The 26,905-nt window shown below is 70.2% G+C and carries 27 protein-coding genes; 15 read left to right on the forward strand and 12 right to left on the reverse strand.

Going from position 1 to position 26,905, the window contains the following annotated elements; genetic code table 11:
• The first annotated feature begins 55 nt into the window (after positions 1–55).
• Genes K3888_RS01865 through K3888_RS01890 form a run of 6 tightly spaced genes read left to right on the forward strand, consistent with a single transcriptional unit; the run spans position 56 to position 6,598 of the window.
• Complete coding sequence (locus K3888_RS01865; protein ID WP_230928515.1) at positions 56–3,100, forward strand: Na+/H+ antiporter subunit A; 3,045 nt, start codon at positions 56–58, stop codon at positions 3,098–3,100.
• Positions 3,097–3,690 (forward strand): Na(+)/H(+) antiporter subunit C, encoded by a 594-nt coding sequence (locus tag K3888_RS01870; protein ID WP_230928516.1) that lies wholly within the window; start codon positions 3,097–3,099, stop codon positions 3,688–3,690. The genes K3888_RS01865 and K3888_RS01870 overlap by 4 nt, the downstream gene beginning before the upstream one ends.
• Positions 3,690–5,312: a Na+/H+ antiporter subunit D gene (locus K3888_RS01875; RefSeq protein WP_230928517.1), complete on the forward strand. Its 1,623-nt coding sequence runs from the start codon at positions 3,690–3,692 to the stop codon at positions 5,310–5,312. The genes K3888_RS01870 and K3888_RS01875 overlap by 1 nt, the downstream gene beginning before the upstream one ends.
• A gap of 1 nt (position 5,313) precedes the next feature.
• A complete protein-coding gene (locus K3888_RS01880; protein WP_230928518.1) occupies positions 5,314–5,943 on the forward strand; it encodes a Na+/H+ antiporter subunit E in 630 nt (209 codons plus the stop codon).
• Positions 5,940–6,233: a monovalent cation/H+ antiporter complex subunit F gene (locus tag K3888_RS01885; RefSeq protein WP_230928519.1), complete on the forward strand. Its 294-nt coding sequence runs from the start codon at positions 5,940–5,942 to the stop codon at positions 6,231–6,233. The genes K3888_RS01880 and K3888_RS01885 overlap by 4 nt, the downstream gene beginning before the upstream one ends.
• Complete coding sequence (locus tag K3888_RS01890; RefSeq protein ID WP_230928520.1) at positions 6,230–6,598, forward strand: cation:proton antiporter; 369 nt, start codon at positions 6,230–6,232, stop codon at positions 6,596–6,598. Before K3888_RS01885 ends, K3888_RS01890 begins: the two co-directional genes overlap by 4 nt.
• Before the next feature lie 110 nt (positions 6,599–6,708).
• On the opposite strand, the gene K3888_RS01895 is transcribed toward K3888_RS01890, so the two are convergent.
• From K3888_RS01895 to napA, 3 genes are all read right to left on the reverse strand, one after another.
• Positions 6,709–7,065 (reverse strand): hypothetical protein, encoded by a 357-nt coding sequence (locus tag K3888_RS01895; RefSeq protein ID WP_230928521.1) that lies wholly within the window; start codon positions 7,063–7,065, stop codon positions 6,709–6,711.
• A 122-nt stretch (positions 7,066–7,187) separates the two neighbouring features.
• The gene (locus tag K3888_RS01900; protein WP_230928522.1) at positions 7,188–7,940 is read right to left on the reverse strand and encodes a LytR C-terminal domain-containing protein; all 753 of its coding nucleotides are present in this window, start codon (positions 7,938–7,940) and stop codon (positions 7,188–7,190) included.
• A 15-nt stretch (positions 7,941–7,955) separates the two neighbouring features.
• Complete coding sequence (gene napA / locus K3888_RS01905) at positions 7,956–8,303, reverse strand: nucleoid-associated protein NapA (RefSeq protein WP_504766131.1); 348 nt, start codon at positions 8,301–8,303, stop codon at positions 7,956–7,958.
• A gap of 160 nt (positions 8,304–8,463) precedes the next feature.
• On the opposite strand from napA, the gene K3888_RS01910 reads away from it, so the two are divergent.
• The 6 genes from K3888_RS01910 to K3888_RS01935 all read left to right on the forward strand — a co-directional run bounded on the left by K3888_RS01910 (position 8,464) and on the right by K3888_RS01935 (position 15,260).
• Positions 8,464–9,138: a peptide deformylase gene (locus K3888_RS01910; RefSeq protein ID WP_230928523.1), complete on the forward strand. Its 675-nt coding sequence runs from the start codon at positions 8,464–8,466 to the stop codon at positions 9,136–9,138.
• Positions 9,131–10,225: a GNAT family N-acetyltransferase gene (locus K3888_RS01915; RefSeq protein ID WP_230928524.1), complete on the forward strand. Its 1,095-nt coding sequence runs from the start codon at positions 9,131–9,133 to the stop codon at positions 10,223–10,225. Before K3888_RS01910 ends, K3888_RS01915 begins: the two co-directional genes overlap by 8 nt.
• Positions 10,226–10,330: 105 nt before the next feature.
• Positions 10,331–11,131, forward strand: coding sequence for an exodeoxyribonuclease III (locus K3888_RS01920; RefSeq protein ID WP_230928525.1), 801 nt, complete (start codon positions 10,331–10,333; stop codon positions 11,129–11,131).
• A gap of 62 nt (positions 11,132–11,193) precedes the next feature.
• Complete coding sequence (gene ppk2 / locus K3888_RS01925) at positions 11,194–12,087, forward strand: polyphosphate kinase 2 (protein ID WP_230928526.1); 894 nt, start codon at positions 11,194–11,196, stop codon at positions 12,085–12,087.
• Positions 12,088–12,343: 256 nt separating this feature from the next.
• The gene (locus K3888_RS01930; protein ID WP_230928527.1) at positions 12,344–12,760 is read left to right on the forward strand and encodes a CoA-binding protein; all 417 of its coding nucleotides are present in this window, start codon (positions 12,344–12,346) and stop codon (positions 12,758–12,760) included.
• A gap of 109 nt (positions 12,761–12,869) precedes the next feature.
• Positions 12,870–15,260 carry an arylsulfatase gene (locus tag K3888_RS01935; RefSeq protein ID WP_230928528.1) on the forward strand — a complete coding sequence of 797 codons (2,391 nt, stop codon included), beginning with the start codon at positions 12,870–12,872 and terminating at the stop codon, positions 15,258–15,260.
• Positions 15,261–15,363: 103 nt separating this feature from the next.
• Here the strand turns inward: K3888_RS01935 and K3888_RS01940 are convergent, their stop codons facing one another.
• Both K3888_RS01940 and K3888_RS01945 read right to left on the reverse strand, forming a co-directional pair.
• On the reverse strand, positions 15,364–15,828 hold the full coding sequence (locus K3888_RS01940; protein WP_230928529.1) for a CD225/dispanin family protein: 465 nt from the start codon (positions 15,826–15,828) through the stop codon (positions 15,364–15,366).
• Between the two features lie 75 nt (positions 15,829–15,903).
• The gene (locus tag K3888_RS01945; RefSeq protein WP_230928530.1) at positions 15,904–16,200 is read right to left on the reverse strand and encodes a GNAT family N-acetyltransferase; all 297 of its coding nucleotides are present in this window, start codon (positions 16,198–16,200) and stop codon (positions 15,904–15,906) included.
• A gap of 369 nt (positions 16,201–16,569) precedes the next feature.
• On the opposite strand from K3888_RS01945, the gene thiC reads away from it, so the two are divergent.
• On the forward strand, positions 16,570–18,234 hold the full coding sequence (gene thiC / locus K3888_RS01950) for a phosphomethylpyrimidine synthase ThiC (RefSeq protein ID WP_230928672.1): 1,665 nt from the start codon (positions 16,570–16,572) through the stop codon (positions 18,232–18,234).
• A 210-nt stretch (positions 18,235–18,444) separates the two neighbouring features.
• Here the strand turns inward: thiC and K3888_RS01955 are convergent, their stop codons facing one another.
• The 3 genes from K3888_RS01955 to K3888_RS01965 are packed head-to-tail and all read right to left on the reverse strand — an operon-like array spanning position 18,445 to position 20,720.
• Entirely contained in the window at positions 18,445–19,209 is a 765-nt protein-coding gene (locus K3888_RS01955; RefSeq protein WP_230928531.1) for an ABC transporter permease, read from the reverse strand.
• Entirely contained in the window at positions 19,206–20,120 is a 915-nt protein-coding gene (locus K3888_RS01960) for an ABC transporter ATP-binding protein (RefSeq protein WP_230928532.1), read from the reverse strand. The genes K3888_RS01955 and K3888_RS01960 overlap by 4 nt, the downstream gene beginning before the upstream one ends.
• Before the next feature lie 48 nt (positions 20,121–20,168).
• Positions 20,169–20,720 carry a hypothetical protein gene (locus tag K3888_RS01965; protein WP_230928533.1) on the reverse strand — a complete coding sequence of 184 codons (552 nt, stop codon included), beginning with the start codon at positions 20,718–20,720 and terminating at the stop codon, positions 20,169–20,171.
• A 128-nt stretch (positions 20,721–20,848) separates the two neighbouring features.
• Here K3888_RS01965 and K3888_RS01970 point away from each other — a divergent pair, with 128 nt between their 5' ends.
• Positions 20,849–21,529 (forward strand): DUF1707 SHOCT-like domain-containing protein, encoded by a 681-nt coding sequence (locus tag K3888_RS01970; protein WP_230928534.1) that lies wholly within the window; start codon positions 20,849–20,851, stop codon positions 21,527–21,529.
• Between the two features lie 33 nt (positions 21,530–21,562).
• On the opposite strand, the gene K3888_RS01975 is transcribed toward K3888_RS01970, so the two are convergent.
• The 3 genes from K3888_RS01975 to thiO form a co-directional block, all read right to left on the reverse strand.
• A complete protein-coding gene (locus K3888_RS01975; RefSeq protein WP_230928673.1) occupies positions 21,563–22,333 on the reverse strand; it encodes a thiazole synthase in 771 nt (256 codons plus the stop codon).
• Between the two features lie 109 nt (positions 22,334–22,442).
• The gene (gene thiS, locus K3888_RS01980) at positions 22,443–22,643 is read right to left on the reverse strand and encodes a sulfur carrier protein ThiS (protein WP_230928535.1); all 201 of its coding nucleotides are present in this window, start codon (positions 22,641–22,643) and stop codon (positions 22,443–22,445) included.
• A gap of 41 nt (positions 22,644–22,684) precedes the next feature.
• Positions 22,685–23,926 carry a glycine oxidase ThiO gene (thiO, locus tag K3888_RS01985; protein WP_230928536.1) on the reverse strand — a complete coding sequence of 414 codons (1,242 nt, stop codon included), beginning with the start codon at positions 23,924–23,926 and terminating at the stop codon, positions 22,685–22,687.
• A gap of 39 nt (positions 23,927–23,965) precedes the next feature.
• On the opposite strand from thiO, the gene K3888_RS01990 reads away from it, so the two are divergent.
• Positions 23,966–24,775, forward strand: coding sequence for a thiamine phosphate synthase (locus K3888_RS01990; protein WP_230928537.1), 810 nt, complete (start codon positions 23,966–23,968; stop codon positions 24,773–24,775).
• 178 nt (positions 24,776–24,953) lie between these two features.
• Here K3888_RS01990 and K3888_RS01995 read toward each other — a convergent pair whose 3' ends face one another.
• Positions 24,954–26,843 (reverse strand): alkaline phosphatase D family protein, encoded by a 1,890-nt coding sequence (locus tag K3888_RS01995; protein ID WP_230928538.1) that lies wholly within the window; start codon positions 26,841–26,843, stop codon positions 24,954–24,956.
• Positions 26,844–26,905 lie beyond the last annotated feature (62 nt).

Consider the following 26,905-nt stretch of genomic DNA (forward strand, 5'->3'; position numbering starts at 1 on the left):
AAGGCGGGTCCGTCCACATGTCGTCGTCCGATCGACGCAAGGAGAGGAGCCGCCGGTGATCGTGATTCTCGCGGCCCACGCCGTGGCCGCCCTGATCGCGATCCCCTTGGTGTTGCGGCTCGGACGCCGAGCGTTCCCGCTACTGGCCCTGGTGCCCGCCCTCAGCACGGTGTGGGTGGCGGCCAACCTGGACACTACTCCCACGGAGACCCTCCAATGGGCTCCCGCCATCCATCTCGCCCTCGACCTGCGGATGGACGCGCTATCAGCGTTGATGGCGCTCATCGCGCTCGGCGTCGGCGCGCTCGTGCTCTTCTACTGCACCTGGTATTTCGATGATTCCGAGCCCCGCCTGCACCTCTTCGCGGCGGAGATGGTGGCCTTCGCCGGTGTCATGTTCGGCCTCGTGGTGGCCGACAACCTGATCCTGCTCTACATCTTCTGGGAGATCACCTCCGTCCTGAGCTTCCTGCTGGTCGGCCACTACGCGGAGCGCGCGTCGTCCCGCCGGGCAGCCGCCCAGGCGCTGCTGGTCACCACGCTCGGTGGGCTGGCGATGCTCGTCGGCATGATCATCCTGGCCCAGGAGACCGGGTCATACCTGCTCAGCGACATCGTGGCCTCGCCGCCCTCCGGCGCACTCGTGCACTGGGCGTTGGGACTGGTGATCGTGGGCGCCACCAGCAAGTCCGCCATCGCGCCGCTGCATTTCTGGCTCCCGGGCGCCATGACCGCACCGACCCCGGTCAGTGCCTATCTGCACTCCGCGGCGATGGTCAAGGCCGGCGTCTTCCTGGTCGCCGCCATGAGCCCCGGCCTGTCGGGCTCGTCCACGTGGCAGTTGCCGCTCGTCGGCCTGGGCCTGGTCTCGCTGCTCATGGCGGGTTGGCGGGCGCTCCGCGAGAGCGACCTCAAACTGGTGCTGGCCTTCGGCACCGTCTCCCAGTTGGGCTTCCTACTGACCCTGGTGGGTATCGGCTCGCGCGACACCATGCTCGCCGGGCTGACGATGCTGCTGGCGCACTCGCTGTTCAAATCGGCGCTGTTCATGTCCGTCGGCGTGATCGACAAGACCACCGGGACCCGCGAGATCCGCGAACTGTCCGGGCTCGGCCGCAAGCGCCCCGCCCTCGCGGTGTTCTTCACCCTCGCCGCCGCGTCGATGGCGGGCCTGCCGCCGTTCCTCGGGTTCGTCGGCAAGGAGGCCGCGTTCGCCACCGTCCTCAGCGAGGGCCGGCTGCACGGTATGCCGTCTCTCGTCGTCACCGCCGGCCTCGTGGTGGGCTCCATCCTCACGTTCTCCTACACGGCCCGCCTGGTCATGGGCGCGTTCCGCACCAAGAGGATCTTCGACGGCAAGGCGAGCCCCGCGGTCGCCGAGTCGCGGCCGGCCGGCGTGTTCTTCCTTTCGGTGCCCGCGGTTCTCGCCACGGCCGGACTGGTGCTCGGCCTGTGGTCCGCCCCCGTCGAGTCGCTGCTCTCGCGCTTCGTCGACACGGCATTCCCGCCCGGCAGCCCCTGGGCCGCCGGGGAGACCTACCACCTGGGCCTGTGGCACGGCATCGGCATCCCGCTGGCGTTGACGTTCGTAGTCTACGTGCTGGGCATGATGCTCTACGTCGCCCAGCGGACCGTCGAGCGTCTGAGGTTCCAGTCTCCCGCCCTCGGTAACGCCGACCGCATCTACGACGCGGTCCTGCGCTTCTTCGACGTGCTCTCCCTGCGCCTGACCGGCTCCACCCAGCGCGGCTCGCTCCCGCTGACCCTCGGGATCATCCTGTTCACGCTCGTGATGTTCCCGCTGGTCTCGCTCCTCGTCGGCACCCGCGAGGGGCTACAGATGGAACTGTCGAGCAACCCGGTCGTGCTGATCGTCATGATCCCCATGACGATCGCGGCCATCGCGGCCACCCTGCTGCGCAATCGTCTAGCGGCCGTCATCGCGATGTCCGTGACCGGCTACGGCGTGGCCGTGGTCTTCGCGTTCCACGGCGCCCCGGACCTGGCGCTGACCCAGGTCCTCGTCGAGACCCTGATGATGGTCGCGTTCGTGCTGGTCCTGCGCACCATGCCCGCCGAAGTCCCGCTGTCCAACGGTTTCCGGCGCCTGCGCGCCTGGCTCGGCATCGGCGTGGGCCTGCTGGTGATCATCGTCGGCGCATACGCCATCAACGCCCGCCAGGACCCGGCCGTGTCCACCGTCTTCGCGGACATCGCCTACCGGATCGGCAACGGCTCCAACGCCGTCAACGTCACCCTCGTCGACATCCGCGCCTGGGACACCCTGGGTGAGATCACGGTGCTGCTGGTCGCCGCCACCGGCGTGGCCAGCCTCGTCTTCCGCAACCGGCGCTACGGTTCCGGCCCCCGCATCGCCGACGCCGACAAGACGCTCTCGGGTCGCCGGGGCATGGAGGCCGCCCGCATCGTCATCGAGGCGCCCGGCGCCTCCCCCGGCCGCTGGCTCGTGGGCGCCACTGTCCGCGACCCACGTGCCCGCTCGCTGGTCCTCGAGGTCACCACCCGGCTCATCTTCCCCACCATGATGGTGCTGAGCCTGTTCTTCTTCTTCGCCGGACACAACAATCCCGGCGGCGGCTTCGCGGGCGGACTCGTCGCCGGCCTCGCACTGGTGCTGCGCTACCTCGCGGGCGGCCGATACGAGCTCGGCGAGGCCATCCCGTTCGACGCCGGCCGCATCCTGGGCGCGGGCCTCCTGCTCGCCGCAGGCACCGCGGCGGCCTCGATGGCCTTCGGCGCGCCCCCGCTGTCCAGCGCCACGATCGAGTGGACCATGCCGGTGTTCGGCGACGTCAAGTTGGTCACGGCGCTGTTCTTCGACGCCGGCGTCTACCTCATCGTCGTGGGCCTGGTCCTGGACATCCTCCGCAGTCTCGGTGCCAGACTCGATCTCAACGAGGAGGACCTCGAGGAGCTGCGCGCCATCTACGTCGACGCCACTGATTCACCGTCCACCGCAGCCCTGCGCCGGGTCCCCGGGGTGGACTTCCCCGGGCCGCGGTCCGATCTGTCCGTCCGCCGCGCCGAGCGCTACGAGGCCGCGGAGAACCAGGGCGTCACGCCGGAGGGGATGCCATGACCGCCGACTTCGCACTCCTGCTCCTGGCCGGCATCCTCTGCGCCGCCGGGGTCTACCTGCTCCTGGAGCGGGCCATCATCAAGATCCTGCTGGGCATCATGATCATGTCCAACGGCGTCAACCTGCTGATCCTCGCCGCCGGCGGCGCCCCCGGCAACCCGCCGATCCGGGACCGCGGCTGGGGCGACAACACGATGGATTCCGATCCGTTGTCACACGCGATGATCCTCACCGCGATCGTCATCACCGCCGGCGTCGGCGCGTTCATTCTCGGGCTGGCCTACCGCTCGTACCAGTTCACCACCGTGGACGAGGTCGCGGACGACGCCGAGGACGCGAAGATCGCCAAGCGGTCGCCCATGGACGCCTCGTCCGCCCCGGACCGCGACGCCTCCGATGACCCGACCACCGGCATGCCCACCGAACTCGGTGAGCACGTCGACTACGACGACGAGGACCTCGAGGAGGCCGAAGCCGAATACGAGGCCGAGGCCCGCGCGGAGGCCCAGGCGCGGGCGGAGGCGGACGCCCGGGTGGAAGCACTGCGAAAGAAGCTCACCAAGGACGACGACGAGGAGGAGAACCGGTAATGTCCGCTGATCTCTTCGGTTACCTCATCCCGTCCGTATTCCTGCTCCCGCTGCTCGCCGCGGCACTGTGCCTGGTGGTCTCGCGCCGCCCGCACGTGCAGAACATCATCACGATCATCACGCTGTTCATCCTGCTGGTGATCTCCGGTCTGCTGCTGGTGCTGACCGATCAACACGGCATGCACGTCGTCCAGGTGGGCGGGTGGGACGCACCGGTCGGCATCTCGCTGGTCGCGGACCGCCTCAGCGCGCTGATGCTGTGTGTCGCGGCCGTGGTGCTGTTGACCGTCATCATCTACGCCGTCGGTCAGGGAGTCCGCGACGGCGACGGCGACCAGCCCACGTCGATCTTCCTGCCCACCTACCTCGCGCTGGCGGCGGGGCTGAACGGCGCGTTCATCGCCGGCGACCTGTTCAACCTGTTCGTCGGCTTCGAGATCCTGCTCGCTGCCTCATACGTGCTCCTCACCCTGGGGGCCAGCCAGGAGCGGGTCCGCGCCGGTGTCTCCTACACCGTCGTGTCGATGGTGTCGTCGATGGTCTTCCTGCTCGGCATCGGTCTGACGTACTCGGCCGCCGGCACCCTCAACCTGGCGCAGCTGGCCACCCGGATGGCGGACATCCCGGACGGGCTGCGGAACACCATCTTCGCCGTGTTCCTCGTGGCCTTCGGCATCAAGGCGGCCGTCTTCCCGCTGTCCACCTGGCTGCCGGACTCCTACCCCACCGCGCCCGCGCCCGTCACCGCAGTGTTCGCGGGGTTGCTCACCAAGGTCGGCGTGTACGCGATCATCCGCTTCCACACCCTGGTCTTCGCGGGCGGCAGCATGGACAACGTCCTGCTCGTCGCCGGGCTGTTGACGATGGTCGTGGGCATCCTCGGCGCGATCGCCCAGTCCGACATCAAACGGATATTGTCGTTCACCCTGGTCAGTCACATCGGCTACATGGTGTTCGGGGTGGCGCTGTCCACCGAGTCGGGGCTCAGCGCCGCGATCTACTACGTCGGCCACCACATCATCGTCCAGACCACGCTGTTCCTGGTCGTCGGTCTCATCGAGCGACAGGCGGGGTCGTCCTCGCTCCGCCGCCTCGGATCCATGGCCGTGCTCAGCCCGGTCCTGGCCGTCACGTTCCTCGTCCCGGCCTTCAACCTCGGCGGCATCCCCCCGTTCTCCGGGTTCATCGGCAAGCTCGCCGTGGTCCAGGCCGGCGCCGAGGTCGGCGGTCCGCTCAACTGGATCCTCATCGGCGGCGCCATGGCGACCAGCCTGCTCACCCTCTACGTCGTGGCCCGCGTCTGGTCCAAGGCGTTCTGGCGGCCCCGCGCGGACGCCCCTGAGGGTGCCCTGGCGCTCGCCAAGCCGCTCGCGCTGCTGCCGTCGGACGAGTACGTCGAGTTCGACGAGCGCGACGACGTGGGCAAGATGCCGATGAGCATGCTCGCCCCGACCGTGGCGCTGATCGTGGTCTCCCTCCTGATGACCGTGTTCGCCGGCCCGCTGCTGGCCGTGACGGACCGCGCCGCGGAGAGCCTGATGGAACGCGGCGAGTACGTCTACACCGTCCCGACGGACGAGACGCCCGGCCGGTACGTCGGCAACGTGACGGGGGTGCGCTGACATGACCAAGAAGGTGAAGATGGACGCGCGTGTGTTCGGCTCACGCGTCTTCATGACCCTGTGGCTGGCCTTCGCGTGGACGCTCCTGTGGGGCTCGTTCGAGCTCGGGACCATCGTGGCCGGGCTGGGCGTGGCCGTGATCATCATGACGGTCCTGCCGCTGCCCCGGGTCCCGGTCGAGGGCCTGTTGCGCCCGATCTCCACGGCGTGGCTGATCATCATGGTGGGCTACTACCTGGTCCGCTCCTCGGTGGTCGTCGCGTGGCAGTCGGTCCGACCGGCCGCACCGCCGGAACCGGCCGTGCTGCGGGCCCCGATGCGGCTGAAGTCCGACTTCACGCTCGCGCTCGCGGTGAACTCCCTCAACCTGATGCCCGGTGGCATCGTGGTCCGGGTGGACCCGGTGGCCCGGTACGTCTACATCCACGTCCTGGACGCCGGTACCGACAAGGCGGTCGAGTCCTTCTACCGCCAGACCGGGCACGTGGAGCGGCTGTTCCAGCGGGCGTTCGAACGGCCCGAGGACTGGCACCCGAACCCCGGGCACTACACCGCGCCCGCCGACAGCGGGCCGCAGAAGGCCGGCCCGAGGAACCCGGGCTCCGCCGCGGGCCAGGAGGTGTCCCGATGAGCTTCACCCTGGTCCTTTGGACCCTGACCGTCATCGCACTGACCGCCGCCCTGTTCGTCACGATGGTCCGGCTCGTCGGCGGCCCCAACACGCTCGACCGCATGATCTCGCTGGACATGCTGGCCGCAGTCGCCCAGGGAGGGCTCGGCGTCTACATCGCCTGGACCAAGGACACCACCGGCGCCGCCGCGCTCGTCGCCCTCGCGTTGGTCGCGTTCCTCGGTTCGGTGTCCGTGGCCCGCTTCCGCGTCAGCGACACCACCGGAGTGCCCGAGGAGCCCATGTCATGACCGACGACCCCCGCGAGATCATCTCCGCCCTGTTCGTGCTCGCCGGGGCCCTGCTGACGCTCGCCAGCGCCATCGGGCTCCTGCGGTTCCGCGACACCCTCAGTCGCATGCACCCGGCGGCCAAGCCCCAGGTGCTCGGCCTGGTCCTCATCCTCTTCGGCGCCGGGATCCGGATCTTCCCGAGTTCCGACCTCGGCATGCTCGTGCTCGCCGCCATCGTCGCCGTGTGTACCGCGCCGGTGATCGCCAACCGCGTGGGCAACGTCGCCTACCGGGAGAGCGTCGAGGACGGCACCATCACCCACGAGGCGCCGGTACTGGAGAAGTACACCAAGCGGGCGAGCGACCCCCGCTCCCGCCGCTAGCCGTTCAGCCCCGCCCCTAAAAACTCGAGCCCTGCCTCCACTCGGAGACGGGGCTCGATTCGGCGCTGGGCCGCAGCCCGCTGCCGGGCCGACGCCCGGCGCAGAAGAGATCAGTTACCGGCGACGCCGCCCGGCTGGCGCTCGGCCTCCGGGACCACCGGACCGTCGACGCCGTCGGCCTCGTCGACGCCGACCGGGTCACCATCGAGTCCAAGGCCCGGGTTGGTGGTGGGGGTCGGGGTGCCCTGAATCCACTCCTCCTCGGAGGCGTCGACGCCACCGGCCGACTCGGGGGCCGGCGACGTGGTGGTGGCCGTGGTGGGATCGAGCGTGTAGCTGGGAAGCGTGTACGGCGCGTCCGGATCGGCAGGCTGCTCGTTGGGCGGGCTGCACGCGGCCAGGCCCAGCGCGAGGGCGAGTGCGGGAGCCGCGACCAGGAGGCGGCGGGCGGTCTGTCGCGGGGCCATGGGGGCTCCTTCGATCTCGGGAGGCTGCAAGTCTCTACAGTGCACGGATCCCGCGCGGCGGAATCCGTCGACTCATCATATCCTCAGGCCTCCGCGCCCGAGGCCACGGGGGACGACAGGCCTCAGCGGTCGAGGTCCTGGGTGACGATCACGATCACGCCGGGAGCGTCTGCGGCCATGTCCGCGGGGCGCGGCTTGGCGGAGATGCCGAGCTGGCCCGCGATGGCCTGTGCGGCCTGCTGCTCGCCCGGGCCGGTCCCGTAGAAGGCGGTCGACTCCGCCACGACACCCCGGTTGGACGGCATGTTGGCCACGTCGCCCACCGCGAATCCGGATTCCCGCAGCTGCTCGCCGGTCCGCCCCGCAAGGCCGGTGACGGTGCTGTTGTTGTAGATCTGCACGGGCACCGCGGTCGCGGCCGGCGCGCCGGCGCCGGGGGCCTGCCCCTGCTGGCCGTTCTCCCCCGAGGCCGGGTCCGCCGGGGCTGCGGGTTCCTGGTCCGCACCCGGGGGCAGCGACTCGCCATCGCCCGGGGCGGCCTGGCCGTCCGCGCCCTGACCGGCGGCCCCCTGTCCTTCGGCACCCTGGTGGTTCTGGCCGGTCTGCTCGATCTGGGAGGTGCTCTCCTCGACGGCGCTGACGCCCTCGTCGTCGTCGCCACCGAACAGCTGCACCAATCCCACGCCGATCGCCAGAACTACCGCGGACAGCAGCACCATCGCGATGGCCCGGTACGGCGGGCCGCTCGGCTCGTCGGCGTAGGGGCCGTCACCCTGCGCGTTCGGGTCGGCGTCGTAGCCGGCGGCGTAGGCGCCGTCGTGCTCCGCGTCGTACTGCCGGTCGTCGTACTGCGGGTTCTCGGGCTGGGTGTTCACGCGCCCGAGTGTAGGTCAGTCGAGCCGCATTCCCAGGTTGCGGGCCGCGCGCGCCTTCTGCCTGCTGCTGCGCATACGGCGCAGCCTCTTGACGAGGAGCGGGTCGGTGGCCAGGGCCTCGGGCCGGTCGATCAGGTCGTTGAGGATCTGGAAGTAGCGGGTGCCCGACATGTCGAACTTCTGCCGGATGGCCTCCTCCTTGGAGCCGGCGAACTTCCACCACTGGCGCTCGAACTCGAGCATCGCCTGATCCCGATCCGACAGCACGGGGTCGGCCGCGTGCAGTTCGCTCATGTCCCGCCCGCTCTCAGCCTGCCCGTTCCCGACCTGCGCGTCGTGTGCCGTAGCGGCCGCTCGACCCATGTGCGTGCCTCCTCGGTTCGCGATGCGCCGGCACTGTGGCCGCGCCGACCCTGCGCTCGGATCACACCGTTGTGATTCCCCCGTAGTGAACCACACCGCTACGACACCCTGCCAGACGCGAAAGGGAGAACAGGCCAGGTGCGCACTAGAATCTGTGCCCATGGCAATCCGTCCCATCGTCATCCTCGGCGACCCCGCGCTTCACGCCCCGACCGAGCCCGTCACCGAGTCCCCCGAGCAGCTCGCCGCACTCGTGCAGGACATGTACGACACGATGGACGCCGCCAACGGGGTGGGCCTGGCCGCCAACCAGATCGGCGTGGGCCGGCGCGTGTTCGTCTTCGACTGTCCCGACCTGGACACCGAGGACGGGGGCAGCCTGTCCCGCGAGGAGGTCGAGGCGCGCGGCGGGTGGATCACGCGGCGCGGCTGCGTGGTGAACCCGGTGCTGGAGACCTCGGAGATCCCCGAGACCATGCCCGACCCCGAGGAGGACCTGGAGGGCTGCCTGTCCGTCCCCGGCGTGAACTTCCCGCGGGGGCGCGCCTGGTGGGCCCGCGTCACCGGCACCGATGAGCACGGCGAGCCGGTGTCGGTCGAGGGGTACGGCCTGTTCGCCCGCTGCCTGCAGCACGAGGTGGGCCACCTGGACGGCTTCCTGTACACCGACCACCTGATCGGCCGGAACAAAAAGGCCGCCAAGCGACACATCCGCGACGAGGGATGGGGTCTGCCGGGCCTCAGTTGGGACCCGTCCCGCGATCCGGACCCCTTCGCCGACGAGGACGGCGCCGACGACTACGACGACAACGCGGCCAGCCCACTTCATGGCTGAGCAGCCGCACGGTTCCCCGGACCCGGCTCACTCCGACCGGGGGCTATCAGGCCGATCGCGCTGGAACGCCGGTCGCGAGGTGGCCCTGGGCGAGCGGGTGACGGTACGCCGGCATCTCGCTCCCGGCGAGACCTCGCACCTGTACACCGACGTGATCGGCCACGTGGTGACGCTCGAGCCGGAACTGATCGTGCGCCGCGAGTCCGGCGAGGAGGTCCGGATCCCGCACGCCGATATCGCCGTGCTCAAGGTGCTGCCGCCACGGCCGGTGCGCGCCCGCGAGATCCGCGCGCACGAGTACGCGGGCGCGCTGGCCTGGCCGGGCACCGAGTACGAGCTCGTCGACGGCTGGTTCTGCCGGGCCGGCGACGACTGGTCATACCGCCGCGACTCCGCCGTGCCGGTGCTGCCGTGGGCCAGCTGCGCCCAACTCGACGGGGTCCGCGACTGGTACGCCGCGCGCGGACTGCCGCTGCGGATAGTGGACGTGGACCGGCTGGTCAGAACCGAACAGATGCTGCTCGATGGTCAGCCCGTCGACCCGGCCCGACTCCGGGCCGACCGCGAGCTGATGCTGTGCACCGCGGACAGCCGCGAGCTGCTGGGCATCGTGTACGCGGCGTTCCCCGCCGCCTCCCGGCCCGCCGTGACGCTGGCCGAGACCCCCGGCGACGACTGGCTGGAGCTCTACCACGCCACCGCCGACCTGGACCCCGAGCGCGTGCGGCCCGCGATGCTCGCCACCGCCGACGCCTCGGACGGCGACCCCGCCCCCGGCGGCCACACCGTCTTCGCCCGCCTCGAGGACGCTGGCGAGCTCGCCGCGATCGCCCGCGGCGCTGTGACCGCCGGGCCCGACGGGGCGCCCCGGATCGCCGTGTCCTGCGTCCAGACCGCCGCGGGCCATCGACGCCGGGGCCTGGCCGAGATAGTCACCGGCTCGCTCGTCGACTGGGGTCTGGGCCTCGGGGCGACCGAGTGTCACCTCCACGTCTTCGCGGACAACACCGCCGGACGGGGGTTGTGGACCAAACTCGGCCTGCAGCCGCACCATTCGCTGCGGCACGTCGTCGTCGCCCCCTCCTGACCCACTCCCGCGGGGCGACGGACACGGGGCCGTGTCCCGTCGTCGTCCCCGTGTGTTCACCCACGCACCACTCGCGGCGCGAGGACGGGTAATAGACTGGTGCACATGCGCTTGGCCACCTGGAACGTCAACTCCATTCGTGCTCGTCGTGACCGGGTGGTGTCCTGGCTGGAACGATCGGATGTCGACGTCCTGGCCATGCAGGAGACCAAGTGCAAGGACGAACAGTTCCCGCATGAGGCGTTCGAGGAGATTGGTTACCAGGTCGCCCACCACGGTCTGAGTCAGTGGAACGGCGTCGCCGTGGCCTCGCGCGTCGGTCTGGAGGACGCGCAGATCGGCTTCGACGGGATGCCCGGCTTCCACAAGGATCCCGAGGTCTCGCAGGATCCCGAGGCGCGCGCGATCTCCGCGGTTTGCGACGGCGTCCGCGTGTACAGCCTCTACGTGCCCAACGGCCGCGAGCTCGCCGACCCGCACTACACCTACAAGCTCGAGTGGCTGGCCCGGCTGCGCGATCACGCGGCCGCCGAGGTGGCCGCCGACTCGAGCGCGCAGATCGCGCTGGTCGGCGACTGGAACGTGGCACCGCAGAACGAGGACGTGTGGGACATGGAGGTCTTCGAGGGCAAGACCCACGTCTCCGATCCCGAGCGGCTGGCGTTCGCCGCGTTCGACGGCGCCGGCTTTCGCGAGGTCACCCGCGAATACACGCCCGGGCCCGGCGTCTACACGTACTGGGACTACACGGGGTTGAGCTTTCCCAAGCGCAAGGGCATGCGCATCGACTTCCAGCTGCACTCCCCCGCGCTCGCCGCGCGGGTGACCGGGGCGAGCATCGATCGCGAGGAGCGCAAGGGCAAGGGCGCCTCGGACCATGCGCCTGTCGTGGTGGACCTCGACTAGACCCTGCCGCTCCCGGGTCGTCTGAAACGCTCGACACCACCTCACGCCAGGAGATCGACCGCATGTCCACGTTCCAGCTGCGTCACTACATCGATCGGCTCCGCGCCGAGGGCTACACGGTTCGCGACGACCACGGCGAGGACCCTGACCTCATCGACATCAATGGCCGGGCCGTGGACACGTGGCGGGAGAACTACCCGTACGACGACCGGATGGACCGGAACCAGTACGAGGTCGAGAAGTACCTGCTGCAGATCGAGCTGCTCAAGTTCCAGCGGTGGCAGGCCGAGACCGGGCACCGGCAGATCATCGTGTTCGAGGGTCGCGACGCCGCCGGCAAGGGCGGCACGATCAAGCGGTTCACCGAGTACATCAATATCCGGCAGTCACGCACGGTGGCTCTGATCAAGCCCACCGAGACCGAGATGCACCAGTGGTACTTCCAGCGCTACGTCAGCCACCTGCCCAGCCGCGGTGAGCTCGTCCTCTTCGACCGGTCCTGGTACAACCGGGCCGGCGTCGAACGGGTGATGGGATTCTGCACCGACTCGCAGTACGAGACGTTCATGGAGCAGGCGCCGATGTTCGAGAAGATGCTGGTCGACTCGGGAATCGGGGTGACCAAGTTCTGGTTCTCCGTCACCCGCGAGGAGCAGAAGACCCGGTTCGCGATCCGCCAGCTCGACCCGGTGCGGCGCTGGAAACTCTCGCCTATGGACCTGGAGTCCCTCGACAAGTGGGACAAGTACACGGACGCCAAGGAGGAGATGTTCCGGCGCACGGACACCGACCACGCGCCGTGGATCACCATCAAGTCGAACGACAAGAAGCGGGCCCGCATCAATGCGATGCGCTACTTCCTCAACCAGTTCGACTATCCGGAGAAGGACCCGCAGGTGGTGTTCGCTCCGGACGGCAAGATCGTCCAGCGCGGCAAGGATGCCGTCGGGGACTGACTGAGCCTGCGAAGGAAGCGCCCCGCGCACAGGATCCGTCGGGGACTAGCGGAGCGAACGCCAGCGAGCGAAGCGATGTCCCCCGCGCACAGAACCCGTCGGGGCGAATTTGGTCGGCACTACGGCGATTCTTGACGTAGTCACTGCCAGGAATCGACCTGGATTTCGCAGTGGTGCAATCAAGCTGCGGACTACGGGCACACCGCCGACGCCGACGCTCGGGAATGTCTGCCGGCCGCGGGGCATTGCACCGGGTATGAGCCATGTGAATGATCGCGATGTCATCAAGCGTCTGCTGTCCGACAAGGGCCGCTGGGCAGTCGTCGGCCTGTCCACAAACACCGGTCGCACCGCCTACGGGATCGCCGGGTACGTCCGGGATCTCGGCCATCAGATCGTGCCCGTCCACCCCAAGGCCGAGACCGTCTACGGCCAGCAGGGATACCCGGATCTCGCGTCGGTCCCCGGCGAGATCGACGTGGTGGACGTGTTCGTGAACTCCCAGCTCGCCGGTGCGGTGGTGGACGACGCCATCGCCCGTGGTGCGAAGGCCGTCTGGCTGCAGCAGGGCGTGATCGACGAAGCCGCGGCGCAGCGTGCGAAGGATGCCGGCCTCGACGTCGTCATGGACACCTGCCCCGCGATCGAGGCTCCGCGACTGGGCCTGATCTGACGGCTGAGCCCGGAGGGTCACACCACGCGGAATCACGCCCCAGGCGCTTCGCGGCCCATCTGTAGACAAATGTCTACAAGTTCGGCGGAACGTGTATACGATCGCCGTCATGACGAGTACGAACGACGCTTCACCCTCCCCCTCAGGCGAGTTCGGGGCCCCAGCCGGATTCGCCGGCACCATCACGGAGGACCTCGGTTCCGCACAGCCGGCATGGCCCGCACGCCCGCGTCCTGACCGACGGGGACCCGGTGGGACACCGGACGTGATCGTCATGCTCGTGGACGACATGGGCTACTCGGACATCGGTGCGTTCGGCTCCGAGATCCCCACCCCGAACCTGGATGCCGCGGCCGCGGAGGGCGCCCGGCTGACCGACTTCCACGTCACCCCCACCTGCTCGCCCACCAGGGCCGCGCTGATGACCGGCTGCAACTCGCACGCGGTCGGGATGGGAGCGGTCGCGAACGTCGACACCGGCTTCCCCGGCTACGCCGCCGAACTGCCCGCGAACCAGCCGTCGATGGCGGAGGCCTTCCGCGACGCCGGCTACGCCACCATGGCGATCGGCAAGTGGCATCTGTGCCGCGAGCAGGACATGCACGCGGCCGGCGACCGCCATTCGTGGCCCCTGCAGCGCGGCTTCGACCAGTACTACGGCTTCCTCGAGGCCCAGGCCAACCTGCACGCGCCGTCCCAGCTGTACGAGGGCAACAGCCCGGTTCACGTCGAGGAGTACCCGGAGGGCTACTACCTCACCGACGACCTCACCGATCGCGCCGTGCAGATGATCGCCGAGACCCACGCCTCGGATCCCGGCAAGCCGCTGATGATGTACTACGCGCACGCGGCGGTCCACAGCCCGATGCACATCAAGGACGGCGCGGCCGACGACTTCCGGGGCCGTTACGACGCGGGCTGGGAGCAGATCCGCGCCGAGCGGCGGCAGCGCCAGGACGAGCTGGGCGTGGTGCCGGCCGCCGCCGGGACCGGACCGATGGATGAGGAGCTGGGGCCGGACGTCGTCGGGTGGGACTCACTGTCCGACGACGGTAAGCGGCTCGCTGCCCGCCACATGGAGAACTACGCGGCCATGGTCGTGAGCATCGACGAGTCGGTGGGCCGCATCCGCGAGATCCAGCGCCGCCTCGGCCGGCTGGAGAACACGATCTTCGTCTTCTTCTCCGACAACGGCGCGGCCACCGGGGGCTCCGGAGGCACGGTCGGCATGTTCAACTTCCTCTCAAACCTCGACCGCAGCCGCACCCTCACCACCGAGGAGCGCATCGCGGAGGAGATCGGCCGGATCGACGAGCTCGGCGGCCCCGCCTCCTGGCCGCACTACGCGTCCGCGTGGGCGACGGTCGCCAACACCCCGTTCCGCCGCCACAAGTTCAGCACGTACCGGGGCGGGCACCAGGTCTCGTGCGTGATGTCCTGGCCTGCCGGGCTCGGGCAACTGGGGGGAGAGAACGACGACGACGGCGCCATCCGCCACCAGTACGCCCACGTCACGGATGTCTTCCCGACCGTGGCTGAGCTGGCAGGGGTGGAGATTCCGAGGAGCCGGGCGGGCCTGGAAGCGCGGCCGCTGGACGGCTCCTCGATGGTGGCGGCGCTGAAGGACGCCAATGCGCCGAGCAGTCACGGCGATCAGTACTACGAGTGCCTGGGTGAGCGCGCGTACTACGCCGGGGAGTTCGAGCTGGTGGCCCGTCACGCCAAGGCGACTCCGTTCTCCGCGGACCGATGGGAGCTCTTCCGACCCGGGAGCGACCCGGTACAGCTCGAGGACCTGGCCGATCAGTATCCCGAGGTCGTCGCCGAGCTCGTGGATCGGTGGGAGGCAGCGGCCCGGGACAACATGGTGTACCCGATGTCCAACGGCAGTCCGCTGCACTTCTACCAGCGTGACCCGGCCGAGCAGCTGCTTGCGGTGGAGACCTCGATGGTCCCGGAGACCCCACCGCTCGAGCGGTTCCGGGCGAGTCAGCTCATCGACGGCCGCGGGTTCACCGTCGAGGTGGCGCTGGGTGCGGGCGGCTTCCGGCCGGGCGACGAGGGTGTCCTCTACGCCCATGGAGGCCAGGAGGCAGGCGTGGTCCTCTTCGTGAAAGACGGCGCCCTTCAGGTGGAGCAGAACGCCTGGGGCCGGGTCGTGACCTCGGAGCCCGCCGACATCCCGGCGGGCGCGACACGGATCGGAATGCGCGTCGACGCCCCGGGCGGCAGCAGGTGGATCGCCACCCTCGAGATCGACGGCTCCCCGGTCGCGGAGGGGATCGACCTGACCCAACTGTCGTGGCTGGTGCCGTTCAGCGGGATCTCGGCGGGCCGGATGCACCGCTCACCGGTGTCCGACCGCCTCTACCGTGAGCACGGCATGTTCCCGTACTCGGGCACGTGGGAGACCGTGACCATACGGCCGGGCGCGTTCTCGCCGGACGCACCGTCCCAGCTCCTCGACGTCATCCGGACGATGGGCGCGGCCACGCAATAGGGCGGCCGCGCAACAGGACGGGGCTGCCCCGGGTTCAGCACCCGGGGCAGCCCCGTCCTTCGTGGTCAGCCGGCGTATCGGGTCAGTGCCCGGTCGTCGCTGCTCAGTACCCGGCCGTCGCGGCCGCGCCGACCAGGATGAAGAGGAACACCACGTAGAGCACGATCAGCAGCGCCACCAGGGCCAGCGAGATCATCCCGAGTTTCTTGGCGGTCGCGCTGGCCGCCTCCGCCTCGGCGTGCCGTCCTGCCGCCCACAGCGGGTAGACCTGCAGCGCGCGGGTCATCGCGACGAACGACAGCGGCCAGAAGAACAGGATCGAGGCGACCGCCCAACCCACGTTCGACGGCGGACCGATCTGGGCCGCACCTGCGTTGCCGAACGACGGGTTCTGTGCGGCGTAGTCGGCCTGTGCGTAGCCCGACTGCCCGTAGCCCGACTGCCCGTAGCCCGACTGGCCGGGCGCCCCCTGCCCGTACGCGGACTGCGCGCTGTACCCGGACTGCGACGAGTAGTCGGTGTAGCCGTTGCCCTGGCCGGCGTTGTCACCCTGGGGCGGGTAGGTCATGTCGATCCTTCGTTCGTGGCGGTTCACTCGAACGCCCAGACTACGCCCGCCACCGGCGCCTCCGGCCCGCGCGTGTCAGTTGGCCGCGACGAGCAGCTGATACTCGGGGAACCGGACGAGGAAGCGCCGCACGTAGCTGCACACGGGACGGATCCTGGCCCCGTCGAGCCGCATCCGGGTGAGCACCAGGCTGACCAGCAGCCGGGCGATGCCCTGCTGCCCGAATCGCTCCTCGATGACAGTGTGGAGCAGGATGAAGACCTCGCCGTCCATCTCATAGCCGACGAGCCCCATGAACGTCTCGTCGTCCCACAGTTCGAACCGATCGCGATCCGAGTTGTGGACCAGCTTCAACGACGTTGCGGTGGACATCTCGACTCCTTCGGGCCGACGGTGCTACTTCCGGAGACCCTACTCCCCGCGCTACCCTCGGACGGCACAACTTCATAACCCATCCACACGGGAGCCCGCCTCGGAGCGCGGGCTGAGAGGACGACCGGCCGGGTCGTCGACCGTAGAACCTGTCCGGATCATGCCGGCGTAGGGAGTTCTGGAAGTCTCATGGTTGATCACGCATCTACTGACGCGCGCCCCTCTACCTCTGTCGAGGACGTGACGTGCGGCCCCATCTACGCGAGCCGCAAGACGTACCTGGGTGTAGAGGCACCGGGGTACGACGACGACAACGCCACCACCCCACCCCCGTTCACCGAGAACGACCCCGCTGGCTCGGGCGTCACCATGCAGGTGCCGACCCGCAGGATCGAGCTGACCGACGGCACCTCGTTCGACGTCTACGACACCTCGGGCCCGTATACCGGCTACGCCACCGCAGCGGACTGCCACGATCTCGCGGTGGGGCTGCCCCGCACCCGTGAGGAATGGCCACACCCGCGGCCGGTTCCCGCGTCGGTGTCGGCGTCGTCGGTGACGGCGTCGTCGTCGCACTCGTCACCGTCGCCCGCAGCCACGTCGTCGGGCGCTCCCGCACCTGCGTCGTCGACCCTGAGCCGCACCCAACTCGCGTGGGCGCGTGCCGGTCTGATCACTCCGGAGATGCGGTTCATCGCCGCACGTGAGGGCGTCGACGTGGAGCTCGTCCGCGAGGAGGTGGCCGCGGGCCGGGCCGTCATCCCCGCCAACCACCGCCACCCGGAGAGCGAGCCGATGATCATCGGCAAACGCTTCATGACCAAGATCAACGCCAACATCGGGAACTCGGCGGTGACCAGCTCGATCGCCGAGGAGGTCGAGAAGATGGTGTGGGCCACCCGCTGGGGCGCTGACACGATCATGGACCTGTCCACCGGCAAGGACATCCACGCCACCCGGGAGTGGATCCTGCGGAATTCGCCCGTGCCGGTGGGCACCGTGCCGATCTACCAGACGCTGGAGAAGGTGAACGGCGATCCGGCCGCGCTGACGTGGGAGCTGTACCGCGACACCGTGATCGAGCAGTGCGAGCAGGGTGTGGACTACATGACCGTCCACGCCGGGGTGCTGTTGCGGTATGTCCCGCTGGCGGCCAAGAGGGTCACGGGGATCGTCTCGCGGGGCGGGTCGATCATGGCGGCGTGGTGCCTGGCCCACCACCGGGAGTCGTTCCTCTACACCCACTTCGCCGAACTGTGCGAGATCCTGGCCCGCTACGACGTGACGTTCTCTCTCGGGGACGGGCTGCGGCCCGGGTCGATCGCGGACGCCAACGACGAGGCCCAGTTCGCCGAACTACGGACCCTCGGCGAGCTCACGCGGATCGCCAAGGCACACGGCGTGCAGGTGATGATCGAGGGGCCAGGCCACGTGCCGATGGACAAGATCGTGGAGAACGTGCGGCTCGAAGAGCAGTGGTGCGAGGAGGCACCGTTCTACACGCTCGGGCCGCTGGCCACCGACATCGCGCCGGGATACGACCACATCACCAGCGCGATCGGGGCCGCCCGGATCGCCGAGGCCGGCACCGCGATGCTCTGCTACGTCACGCCCAAGGAGCACCTCGGGCTGCCGAACCGCGACGACGTCAAGACCGGCGTGATCACCTACAAGATCGCCGCCCACTCGGCCGACCTGGCCAAGGGGCATCCGCGCGCACAGGAGCGTGATGACGAGCTGAGCCGCGCCCGGTTCGAGTTCCGGTGGAAGGATCAGTTCGCGCTGGCCCTCGACCCGGACACCGCTCGGGAGTTCCACGACGAGACCCTGCCGGCCGAACCCGCCAAGACCGCCCACTTCTGCTCGATGTGCGGCCCGAAGTTCTGCTCGATGCGCATCTCGCAGGACATCCGCGACTACGCCGCCGAGCACGGGCTGGAGACCGTGGAGGCGATCGAGGCGGGGATGGCGGAGAAGTCGGCCGAGTTCGCCGACGCCGGCGGGCGCGTCTACCTGCCCCTCAGCGGCGCCTGACCCGGCCCGGAACCGCCGGGACGTGCGCGCCGGGAATGCACACATCACCTGCACTTACGCGCCCGGAATGATCCATTCCGGGCGCGTAGGTGCACCGAAACCGAGCGTTCCGAGCGCGTAGGTCGTGCCTACCGGCCGGCGGCGGGGCGGCGGCAGAGGCTGGGCGGCGTGGCCGCGGGGCCGCGGGGCCGCGGGGCCGCGGGGCCGGGATCAGGCGTCGCGGCGCAAGGTGACGACCAACCCCACGACCCACAGGGCCACACACACCGCGGCGAACCAGGCGAACGCCGGCCACTGGCCCCAGGTGACGAACCCGCGCATGGCTTCGCCCTGCGTCCAGTAGTCACCATTGGAGAACGGCATCCAGGCGGCGATGTCCTGGCCGATCCTGGGGATCAGCGAGACCATGCCCTCGACCGCCAGGATCCACACGAGGAACAACGAGATCGTGCCGGCCGCGTTGCGCATCAGGTACGCCAGGCCCATCACCGCCACCGTGCCCAGCGCGGAATAGACCGGGAAGCGCCACAGCAGCGTCAGACCCTCCCCGGAGAACGGGGTCCACTCATCGTTGCCGGACAGCACGCCCGCCACGAGAAGCGAGACGATCACCGCGACGGCCACCACGATCATCGACAGCACGACGAACAGCACCGTCTTGGCCACCACGGCCGGCCACCGCGCGGGCGTGACCAGGAAGGTCGACCGGATCGTGTGGTAGCGGTACTCGCCGGTGACCGCGACGATCGCCGCGATCCACACCAGCAGCACCGTGAAGGCGCTGACGCCTGTGATCGCGAACAGCGGTGAACTCCCGCCACCCGGCGCGCCCGCGACCGGCTCGCCGCCCGAGGACTGCTCGAGCTGGCCCAGGAGAACGGCGATCCCCAGCGCGAGGACGATCCCGATCCCGTACAGCCAGTAGGCGCTCTTGGTGGTGGTGACCTTGATCCACTCGGACTTGAGAAGGTTCATCGGGCGGACTCCTGACCGTGGTACTCGACGTCCTGATCGGTGAGGGCCATGAAGGCCTCCTCCAGCGACGCCCGCTTCTCGTGTAGTTCGTGGATCGTGATCCCCAGACTGGCGGCGAGATCGCCCACCTGGCGGGCGCTCTGACCGTCGATCAGGAACACGCCCTGCTGCGCGTCGAAGTTGGCATCGATCCCCTCCTCGCGCGCCGCCGACGCGAACTCGTCGACGTGCGGCGTACGGAGAACGACCGCCGAGCTCGCCTGCGAGAGGAACTCCTCGACCGACGTCTGGGCGCGCAGCTGACCGCGGCCGATCACCACGAGATCCTGCGCGGTCTGCGCCATCTCCGACAGCAGATGCGAGGACACCAGCACCGTGCGGCCCTCCGCCGCGCGGGCGTGCATGAACCGGCGGATCCAGAGGATGCCCTCCGGGTCCAGTCCGTTGACGGGCTCGTCGAACATGAGGATCTCGGGATCGCCGAGCATGGCCGTGGCCAGGCCGAGGCGCTGGCGCATACCCAGCGAGTAACCGCCGACCTTGCGACCGGCGACGTCGGCCAGACCGACCAGGGTCAGCACCTCGTCGACCCGCGAGACGGGGATGTCCGCCGCCGCGGCGATCATCTTCAGATGTGAGCCGGCGGAACGGTTGGCGTGGGTCCAGGACGCGTCGAGCAGACAGCCCACCGTCCGCGCAGGAGCGTCCAACTCCCGGAACGGCACGCCGTTGACCAGCGCTTCTCCCGAAGTGGGAGTGTCAAGGCCGACGATCATGCGCATCGTCGTGGACTTTCCGGCCCCGTTCGGGCCGAGGAATCCGGTGACGACACCTGGTCGCACCGAGAAGGAGAGGTCGTCGACGGCGGTGGCCGCGCCGAAGCGTTTGGTGAGATTCCGTACCTCGATCATGGAGTCCAGTGTGCCTGCCCCGGCAGCGTGACAGGGAGCCGCCCTTCATCAACCGCCGTACATCAACAGGAGTTGGTCCATCACCGCGGCCACTCCCTCGGGCGCCGTGGGCTCGAGAGATGCGGGGGCCGAGTAGTTGACATTCAACGTCAGGTCGTCGTTTCGCAGGATGTACCTCGCCATGCCCGGCGAATCGTAGAAGATCTCGACTTCCTGGCCGTTGTCCAGGGTTGTGACCTCGTTCGCAGGGTCCGCAGGGGTCTCACCCTCGACCCAGTAATAGAGACTGGTCTCGCTGTACGGGCCCTCCTCCCAGGCGCACGTGGGCGAGGAACTGGCCCCTTGACCCCGAACAAGGTCGGCGGGATCCAGGGAGAGTTCGGCCAGGAACGACTCATCCAGCCCGCACGGATCGATGTCCTCGCTGTTCGGCGCCTCGCTCACGCTCTCGGTGACGGTCTCGCCGTTCTGCGTGTGCGTGACCTCCGAGACAACGCACCCGCTCGTCAGGAGGACAGCCAGTGACGCGGCCGCGACGAATCTCGTTCCGCGCACGCGGCGTCGCAACGATCCCGGAACAGGATTCATCACAATGTTCACGGGCCTTATTATGCTTCATTCTCGTAGCCGATCGGCGGGTTCTCGACGCGGGTCACGACGGGGGCCGTGAACAGATATCCGATGCGCACCGGGCCCGCGGCCCGGGTTGCGGAGCCTAAACTCTCAGCATGGACGACGACGCCACCTCGGACCCCGACCGGAACATCCCCGTGGTGCGGGCCTCGGATGCCGAGCGCCACGAGACCGCCCGGATCCTGCAGGAGGCCTTCTCCGAGGGTCGGCTCACCGTCGCCGAGTTCGACGAACGCACCACGCAGGCCTACCAAGCGCTATTCCGGACCGACCTCGCCGCGCTGACGGTCGACCTCTCGCCGGCCCGGCGGCAGTTCGACCCCCGACCGGCTCCGGAGTCCGACGTGCGCCCCGAGCCGCGCCATGACCGGGTGCCGGCGAACCGCGTGACCGGCCAGCCCGGCACCAGCGCGTCGGTGGCGGTGATGAGCGGATGCGAACGCTCCGCCGTGTGGACCATCGCCGACTCCCACACCGCGGTGGCGGTCATGGGCGGCATCTCGATCGACCTACGGGAGGCCGACCTGCAGTCTCGGGAGACCACCATCCGCGCGTTCGCCGTATGGGGCGGGATCGAGATCATCGTCCCCGACGACATCCACCTCGTGGTGGACGGGTTCGGCCTGATGGGCGGGTTCGCCGAGGACCGCAGCACCTGGAAGGAGGACCCGCGGCCGGTGCGGCAGGCCCCGCCCGGCGCGCCGACCGTCCGGGTGACCGGGCTCGCGCTGATGGGCGGCGTAGGGGTGCGGCGCGTGCCGCGCCCGGAGCGCTGACCGGCGCCCCGCGGCGTCCACCCCGCCGGACCGTCAGTCGATCGGCGGGCTGGAGGCCTGCGCCCAGAACCGCTTGGGGATGCGGCCGGCCAGCCTGGCAGCGTGCCCGGCACGGACGGCCTCGCGCATCGCGGCGGCCATGAGCGGCGGGTTCTCTGCCCGGGTCACGGCGGTCGCCAGCAGGACGCCGTCGCAGCCGAGCTCCATCGCCAGGGCCGCATCGGAGGCGGTGCCGATCCCGGCGTCGCAGATCACCGGCACCCCGGCGCGCTCAACGATCATCTCCAGGTTGTGCGGGTTGGAGATGCCCAGCCCGGTGCCGATCGGCGCGCCCAGCGGCATGACCGCCGCGCAGCCCACATCCTCGAGACGGCGGGCGAGCACGGGGTCGTCGGTGGTGTAGGGCAGGACGACGAAACCGTCGTCGACCAGGTCTTCCGCCGCCTCGACGAGTTCGATCGCATCCGGCAGCAGGGTGCGCTCGTCGGCGATCACCTCGAGCTTGACCCAGTTGGTGCCCAGCGCCTCGCGGGCCAACCGGGCGGTCTTGACGGCCTCGGCCGCACCGCGGCAGCCGGCTGTGTTGGGCAGTGCGCGGATGCCGAGCTCGCGCAGCATCCCCAGCAGTCCCGGCCCCCCGGCGCCCAGCCGCATATCGACCTTGCGGATAGAGACGGTCGTCAGCGCGGTGCCGGAGGCGATGAGCGCCTCGCGCAGCATCTCCTGGTTGCCGGCCCCACCGGTGCCGGTGATGAGCCGCGAGCTGATCTCCTCGCCCGCGATCACCAGCGGCGAGTCCAGCACCGCGGCGACCTGCGAGGCGACGTTTGAGTCGAGGGACGCCCCGCTCGGCGCGGTGGCCACGGAACCCGCGACGGAAGTCGACCCGGAACCTGCGGCGGAGCCGGCCTGGTCAGCCACCCTGGACCGCCGTGAGGATGTCCACCTCCGCGCCGGCGCCCAGCGGGGTGTCGTCCCAGCTCGAGCCGGGCACAACCATGCCGTTCACAGCGATGGCCACGCCGTCGCCGGGCAGGTCCATCGCGGTGACCAGGGTGCGGACGGTGGCGCCGTCGGTGAGCGTGCGGTCCTCACCGTTGACGGTGACGATCATGGAGCCTCCTGGGTACGAAAAGTGCCTGTCCACCACGGTAGTCACCCGCGGCGGAACCTGTCGGCCCGGGCCGCCCGCGCCGCCTCCGGGACGGGCACCCCCTGCAGTTCTGCCGCCACGGTGGCCGCGGTGATCGGGGTAAGTGCGATCCCGTTGCGGCCGTGCCCGGTGGCGTGTATGAGCCGCGGGTCGTCGGGGTCGACGCCGAGGATCGGCAGGTTATCCGGCGTCATGGGTCGCAACCCGGCGATCATCTCGGCCAGTTCGTACTCGCCGATGCCGGGGAAGATCGTCTCCGCGTCGGCCAGCAGGTCGCGCACACCAGCCACGGTGACCTGCCGGTCGTCGCCGTGCTCATACTGGGTGGCGCCCACCACGAGGCCGCCGTCGCGCGGCACGATGTACAGCGGGCGCCCGCGCACGAACGCCCGGACAACTCCCTGCGGCGGGTCCTCGCAGCCGGGCCTGGCCCGCAGCCGCAGGACCTCCCCCTTGACGGGCCGGATCGGCAGCCCGGCGATGGCCGCGGACCCGGAGCCCGCGGCCAGGACGACGCGGTCCGCGTCGACGTCGTCGTCCAGCGAGGCCACCTCCTCGCGCACCCACGTCACCCCCTCTGCGCGGCAGGCCCGGGTCAGCGCGGCGAGCAGGATCCGGTTGTCGACGGCGCCCTCCGAGTCCATGCGGTAGGCGGCGCGCGCGACGCGCGCGAGGGAGGGCTCGGCCTCGCGCAGTTCGCGGCGGGTGACGCGTCGTAGGTCGGCGTCGTTGATTCCCCCGACGACGACGTCATTGCCCAACGCCCACGACATGGCCATGTCCAGGTCGCGCGCGTCCGCGTCGTCCACGGCGAGCATGTGCGTGTGGGTGGCGCTTCGGATCGGCGGGCCGGGCGGCGTGTGCGGGGCGAGGGCCTCGAGGAAGTCGGGCCACAGACGCAGCGAGGCCACGCCCAGCGCGAAGACGGACTCCTCGCCCGGCCAGGCCTCGCTGAACGGGGCGAGCATCCCGCCGGCCACCCAGCCCGCGCCCGAGGTGGGGACGCCGTCGGGGCCGGAGTCGTCGGGCTCGTGGACCACGACCTCTGAGGCGAGGCGCGAGCGGGCGATCGTCCATGCGCAGGCGAGACCGATCACCGAGCCGCCGATCACCGCGACCCGGCGGGCGCCGACTTGGGCGACGCCGGTGCCAGCGTCGACGGCGGCCACTCGGACGGCAGCGTCGGCAGCCGGGTCGGTAGCGGCCGCGGCCTCGGGGGCGACGGTGGGGTCGGGCGCGGTCATGACGGCCAGCCTAGTGGGGCGTGGCCTACGGTTGAGCCCATGACCTCCCGCGCCGCCAGCCTTCGCGCCCGCCTCGCCGATGCACGCCTCTATCTCTGTATTGACGCGCGACGGCATCTCGACGAGCAGGCCCGCGAGCAGGGCTGGACGGGCGCGTATCCGGCACTGCGGCGTGACGTCACCGCCGCGCTGGCCGGCGGGGTGGACCTGGTGCAGCTTCGGGACAAGAACTCGCCCGGTGAGCGAGAGCAGGGTCCGCTGGAGGCCGGGCACGAGCTCCAAGCCCTGGCCGTCATGCGCGAGGTGTGCGACGCCCACGGTGCGCTGCTGTCGGTCAACGATCGCGCCGACATCGCCGCGGCCGCCGGCGCAGACATCCTGCACATCGGCCAGGACGACCTCCCGGAAGAGTGGGCGCGCCGGATCATCGGCGACGACATGGTCCTCGGCATCTCCTGCCACGCGACCGACGAGGTCGACGCCGCCGCCGCGGACCCGCTGGTCGACTACTTCTGCACCGGGCCCGTCTGGCCCACGCCCACCAAGCCGGGGCGGCACGCTCCGGGGCTGGAGCTGGTGCGGCACGCCGCCGGGCTCGGCAGCCGTGCAGGTGCGGGCGCGGAGCCTGGAGCAGGTGCGGGCGCTGACGCGGGTGCTGGTGCGGAGGCGGGCATTGACGCGGGCGCGGCTGCGGCGGTGAAGCCGTGGTTCGCGATCGGCGGGATCGATTCCGACAACCTGTCCGAGGTGCTGGCCGCGGGCGCGAGCCGGGCCGTGGTGGTCCGCGCGATCACCGACGCCGCCGACCCCACGGCCGCCGCCCGCCAGCTGCGAGACGCGCTCGGCTGACCGCCCACGACCGCAGACCGCCGGACCGCCCGGCTGCCGGCCGCTGGCCGCTGGCCGCTGGCCGCTGGCGAAACCTTGTTGGCACCACTGCGAAGATTCGCCTCGATCCTCAACGTGGTGCCGACGCTTCTCGCAGCCATGCAGACAAAGTTCCCGGGCGGGGCGCGAAACGCTTCCGCTACCCGGTGAGGTCCTTGGTCACCGTGCGGCGAAGCACCTGACGTGGCTTGCGCTCGAGGGAATCGCCGCCTTGTCGTCGTTCCCTCGGGCTCGTCGCGCCCTGCCGCGGGGCGCCACCGCCGCGCTCGCCGCCCCGCTCGCCACCGTCGGCCCGGCCGCCACCGCGCCGGCCCCAGGAGTCCGGCGCCAGGTTCGGCACCAACGTCAGCAGCTTCCCGAGGCCGCGTGCGGGCCACTCCACGACGGCGTGGTCGACCTGCACGGAGGCGCGACGGCCGCGCAGGACGAGGGTCATGACGCCGTTGTCGAACCACACCCCGTCCGTCACCCGCCACCGCACGGCAGGCTCGCGCACCCCGACCGATCGGGCCAGGCGGCGCGTGATCGCGGGCACCGGCTCCCGCACCGACAGGCGGTTCACCACACGGATCGGCTGGTGCAGCGGGTTCCGGAACGGCGACATGACCAGCTGGTGGACGCGCGTCGGCGAGTCGGCCGCGGCCGGGGCGGTGAGGTCGATCTCCTCGAGGTAGGAGCAGTGGACGTCGCCGCCGAGCATGAGAATCGACGCCGGCGCCCGCGTGCCCTCGCGAGCCGCGACCTCGGTCAGCAGGCCGACCAGGTCGTCGAAGCTGCTGCGGAACGCGGCCCAGTGCTCGAGGTCCACCGTCAGTCGGATCCACTCCCCGACCCGCGCGCTGACCGGCTTGTTCGGCCGATCCCGCGCCGTCACCTCGTTCCAGCCCTCCACGTGGTGCAGCGCCGGCAGCATGAACGCCGGCAACGACGAGCCGATCACCAGATGGTCCACGTCGGCGTCCAGGCAGGCGCGGCGCGTCCACTCCCACTCGCCGTCGTCCATCACACGCCGATCCCCGGGCTCGAGGTGGCGGGAGGCGCGCACGTCGAGCATCACGACCCGCACCCGGCCGAAGTCACGCTTGAAACTCCACTGGGAGGCGCCCCGCTCGCAGTCGGCGGCCACGGCGAAGTCGGACAGGATCCGCTCGCGCTCGGCGTCCGAGTCGGCCGTCCTGATCGCCTGGTAGACGGAGTTCTCGTCGAGCTCGTCCGGCGCCAGGTTACCGAGGTGCTGGTAGACGAAGTAGCTGGCGAACGCCCCGATCACCCGGTCGCGCCACCACGGCTGCGCGGTCATCTCGCGGCGCCACGAGTGCGAGGAGTTCCAGTCGTCGCGCAGGTCGTGGTCGTCGAGGATCATGCAGCTGGGCACCGTCGACAGCAGCCAGCGCACATCCGGGTCACGCCACGACTCGTGGTACAGCCACGAGTACTCCTCGAAGTCGCAGATCTCGCCGGAGACGTCGCGGTCGCCGCCCGCCCCGGCCGAGTCGCGCACCGCCTGCGGGCCACCACCCGCGCGCCGACGCTCGGCCAGCCGTTCGGCGATGTCGCGGCTGGGGATGTCGGCGTACACCTGGTCGCCGAGCAGCAGCATCGCGTCGGGCCAGTTGTCGTGGTCGGTGTGGGCCATCTGATGCGACAGCGCCACCAGCGCGTCCGCCCCGATCTTGCGCAGCGCCCCCGGGGTCTGGCTCTCGCCGCGCCGGCACGAGCCGAACGCCAGCCGGACCGTGTCGTCGGCGCGCGGCGTGCGGATCACGCTTGGCCGGTCGGGGTCGAGCGGCCAGGCGGTCCGGCCGTCGAGCTCCAGCTCGTACGGCGTCTCGACGCCCGCGCGCAGCTGCCGCAGGTGCAGGACCGCGAAGTGATGCCCGAACACGCCCCAGCTCGCCTCGGTGACCTCCTCGCCGCCGGCACGGATCGTCACCCTGCACGGGGCGGACACCTCGACCCACACCGTGGCATCGGTGGCGTCGACGTACCGCAGCAGCGGGCCGACGAGGATCTCGGGACTCGGACTCATGCCGACCAGTGTGCACGCGCGCGGCGCAGACGGCCCTCGGATCGGGGTGGGAGGGGACGGCC

The sequence above is a fragment of the Dietzia aurantiaca genome (assembly GCF_021033825.1).
Classification (GTDB): Bacteria; Actinomycetota; Actinomycetes; order Mycobacteriales; family Mycobacteriaceae; genus Dietzia; species Dietzia aurantiaca.

What these genes read in the sequence shown, in the direction of transcription:
- K3888_RS01870 (WP_230928516.1), top strand. Translation starts at nt 3,097, where the DNA reads ATGACCGCCGACTTCGCACTCCTGCTCCTGGCCGGCATCCTCTGCGCC.
- K3888_RS01875 (WP_230928517.1), top strand. Translation starts at nt 3,690, where the DNA reads ATGTCCGCTGATCTCTTCGGTTACCTCATCCCGTCCGTATTCCTGCTC.
- K3888_RS01880 (WP_230928518.1), top strand. Translation starts at nt 5,314, where the DNA reads ATGACCAAGAAGGTGAAGATGGACGCGCGTGTGTTCGGCTCACGCGTC.
- K3888_RS01885 (WP_230928519.1), top strand. Translation starts at nt 5,940, where the DNA reads ATGAGCTTCACCCTGGTCCTTTGGACCCTGACCGTCATCGCACTGACC.
- K3888_RS01890 (WP_230928520.1), top strand. Translation starts at nt 6,230, where the DNA reads ATGACCGACGACCCCCGCGAGATCATCTCCGCCCTGTTCGTGCTCGCC.
- K3888_RS01895 (WP_230928521.1), bottom strand. Translation starts at nt 7,065, where the DNA reads ATGGCCCCGCGACAGACCGCCCGCCGCCTCCTGGTCGCGGCTCCCGCA.
- napA (WP_504766131.1), bottom strand. Translation starts at nt 8,303, where the DNA reads ATGGGTCGAGCGGCCGCTACGGCACACGACGCGCAGGTCGGGAACGGG.
- K3888_RS01910 (WP_230928523.1), top strand. Translation starts at nt 8,464, where the DNA reads ATGGCAATCCGTCCCATCGTCATCCTCGGCGACCCCGCGCTTCACGCC.
- K3888_RS01915 (WP_230928524.1), top strand. Translation starts at nt 9,131, where the DNA reads ATGGCTGAGCAGCCGCACGGTTCCCCGGACCCGGCTCACTCCGACCGG.
- K3888_RS01920 (WP_230928525.1), top strand. Translation starts at nt 10,331, where the DNA reads ATGCGCTTGGCCACCTGGAACGTCAACTCCATTCGTGCTCGTCGTGAC.
- ppk2 (WP_230928526.1), top strand. Translation starts at nt 11,194, where the DNA reads ATGTCCACGTTCCAGCTGCGTCACTACATCGATCGGCTCCGCGCCGAG.
- K3888_RS01930 (WP_230928527.1), top strand. Translation starts at nt 12,344, where the DNA reads ATGAGCCATGTGAATGATCGCGATGTCATCAAGCGTCTGCTGTCCGAC.
- K3888_RS01935 (WP_230928528.1), top strand. Translation starts at nt 12,870, where the DNA reads ATGACGAGTACGAACGACGCTTCACCCTCCCCCTCAGGCGAGTTCGGG.
- K3888_RS01940 (WP_230928529.1), bottom strand. Translation starts at nt 15,828, where the DNA reads ATGACCTACCCGCCCCAGGGTGACAACGCCGGCCAGGGCAACGGCTAC.
- K3888_RS01945 (WP_230928530.1), bottom strand. Translation starts at nt 16,200, where the DNA reads ATGTCCACCGCAACGTCGTTGAAGCTGGTCCACAACTCGGATCGCGAT.
- thiC (WP_230928672.1), top strand. Translation starts at nt 16,570, where the DNA reads ATGCAGGTGCCGACCCGCAGGATCGAGCTGACCGACGGCACCTCGTTC.
- K3888_RS01955 (WP_230928531.1), bottom strand. Translation starts at nt 19,209, where the DNA reads ATGAACCTTCTCAAGTCCGAGTGGATCAAGGTCACCACCACCAAGAGC.
- K3888_RS01960 (WP_230928532.1), bottom strand. Translation starts at nt 20,120, where the DNA reads ATGATCGAGGTACGGAATCTCACCAAACGCTTCGGCGCGGCCACCGCC.
- K3888_RS01970 (WP_230928534.1), top strand. Translation starts at nt 20,849, where the DNA reads ATGGACGACGACGCCACCTCGGACCCCGACCGGAACATCCCCGTGGTG.
- thiS (WP_230928535.1), bottom strand. Translation starts at nt 22,643, where the DNA reads ATGATCGTCACCGTCAACGGTGAGGACCGCACGCTCACCGACGGCGCC.
- thiO (WP_230928536.1), bottom strand. Translation starts at nt 23,926, where the DNA reads ATGACCGCGCCCGACCCCACCGTCGCCCCCGAGGCCGCGGCCGCTACC.
- K3888_RS01990 (WP_230928537.1), top strand. Translation starts at nt 23,966, where the DNA reads ATGACCTCCCGCGCCGCCAGCCTTCGCGCCCGCCTCGCCGATGCACGC.
- K3888_RS01995 (WP_230928538.1), bottom strand. Translation starts at nt 26,843, where the DNA reads ATGAGTCCGAGTCCCGAGATCCTCGTCGGCCCGCTGCTGCGGTACGTC.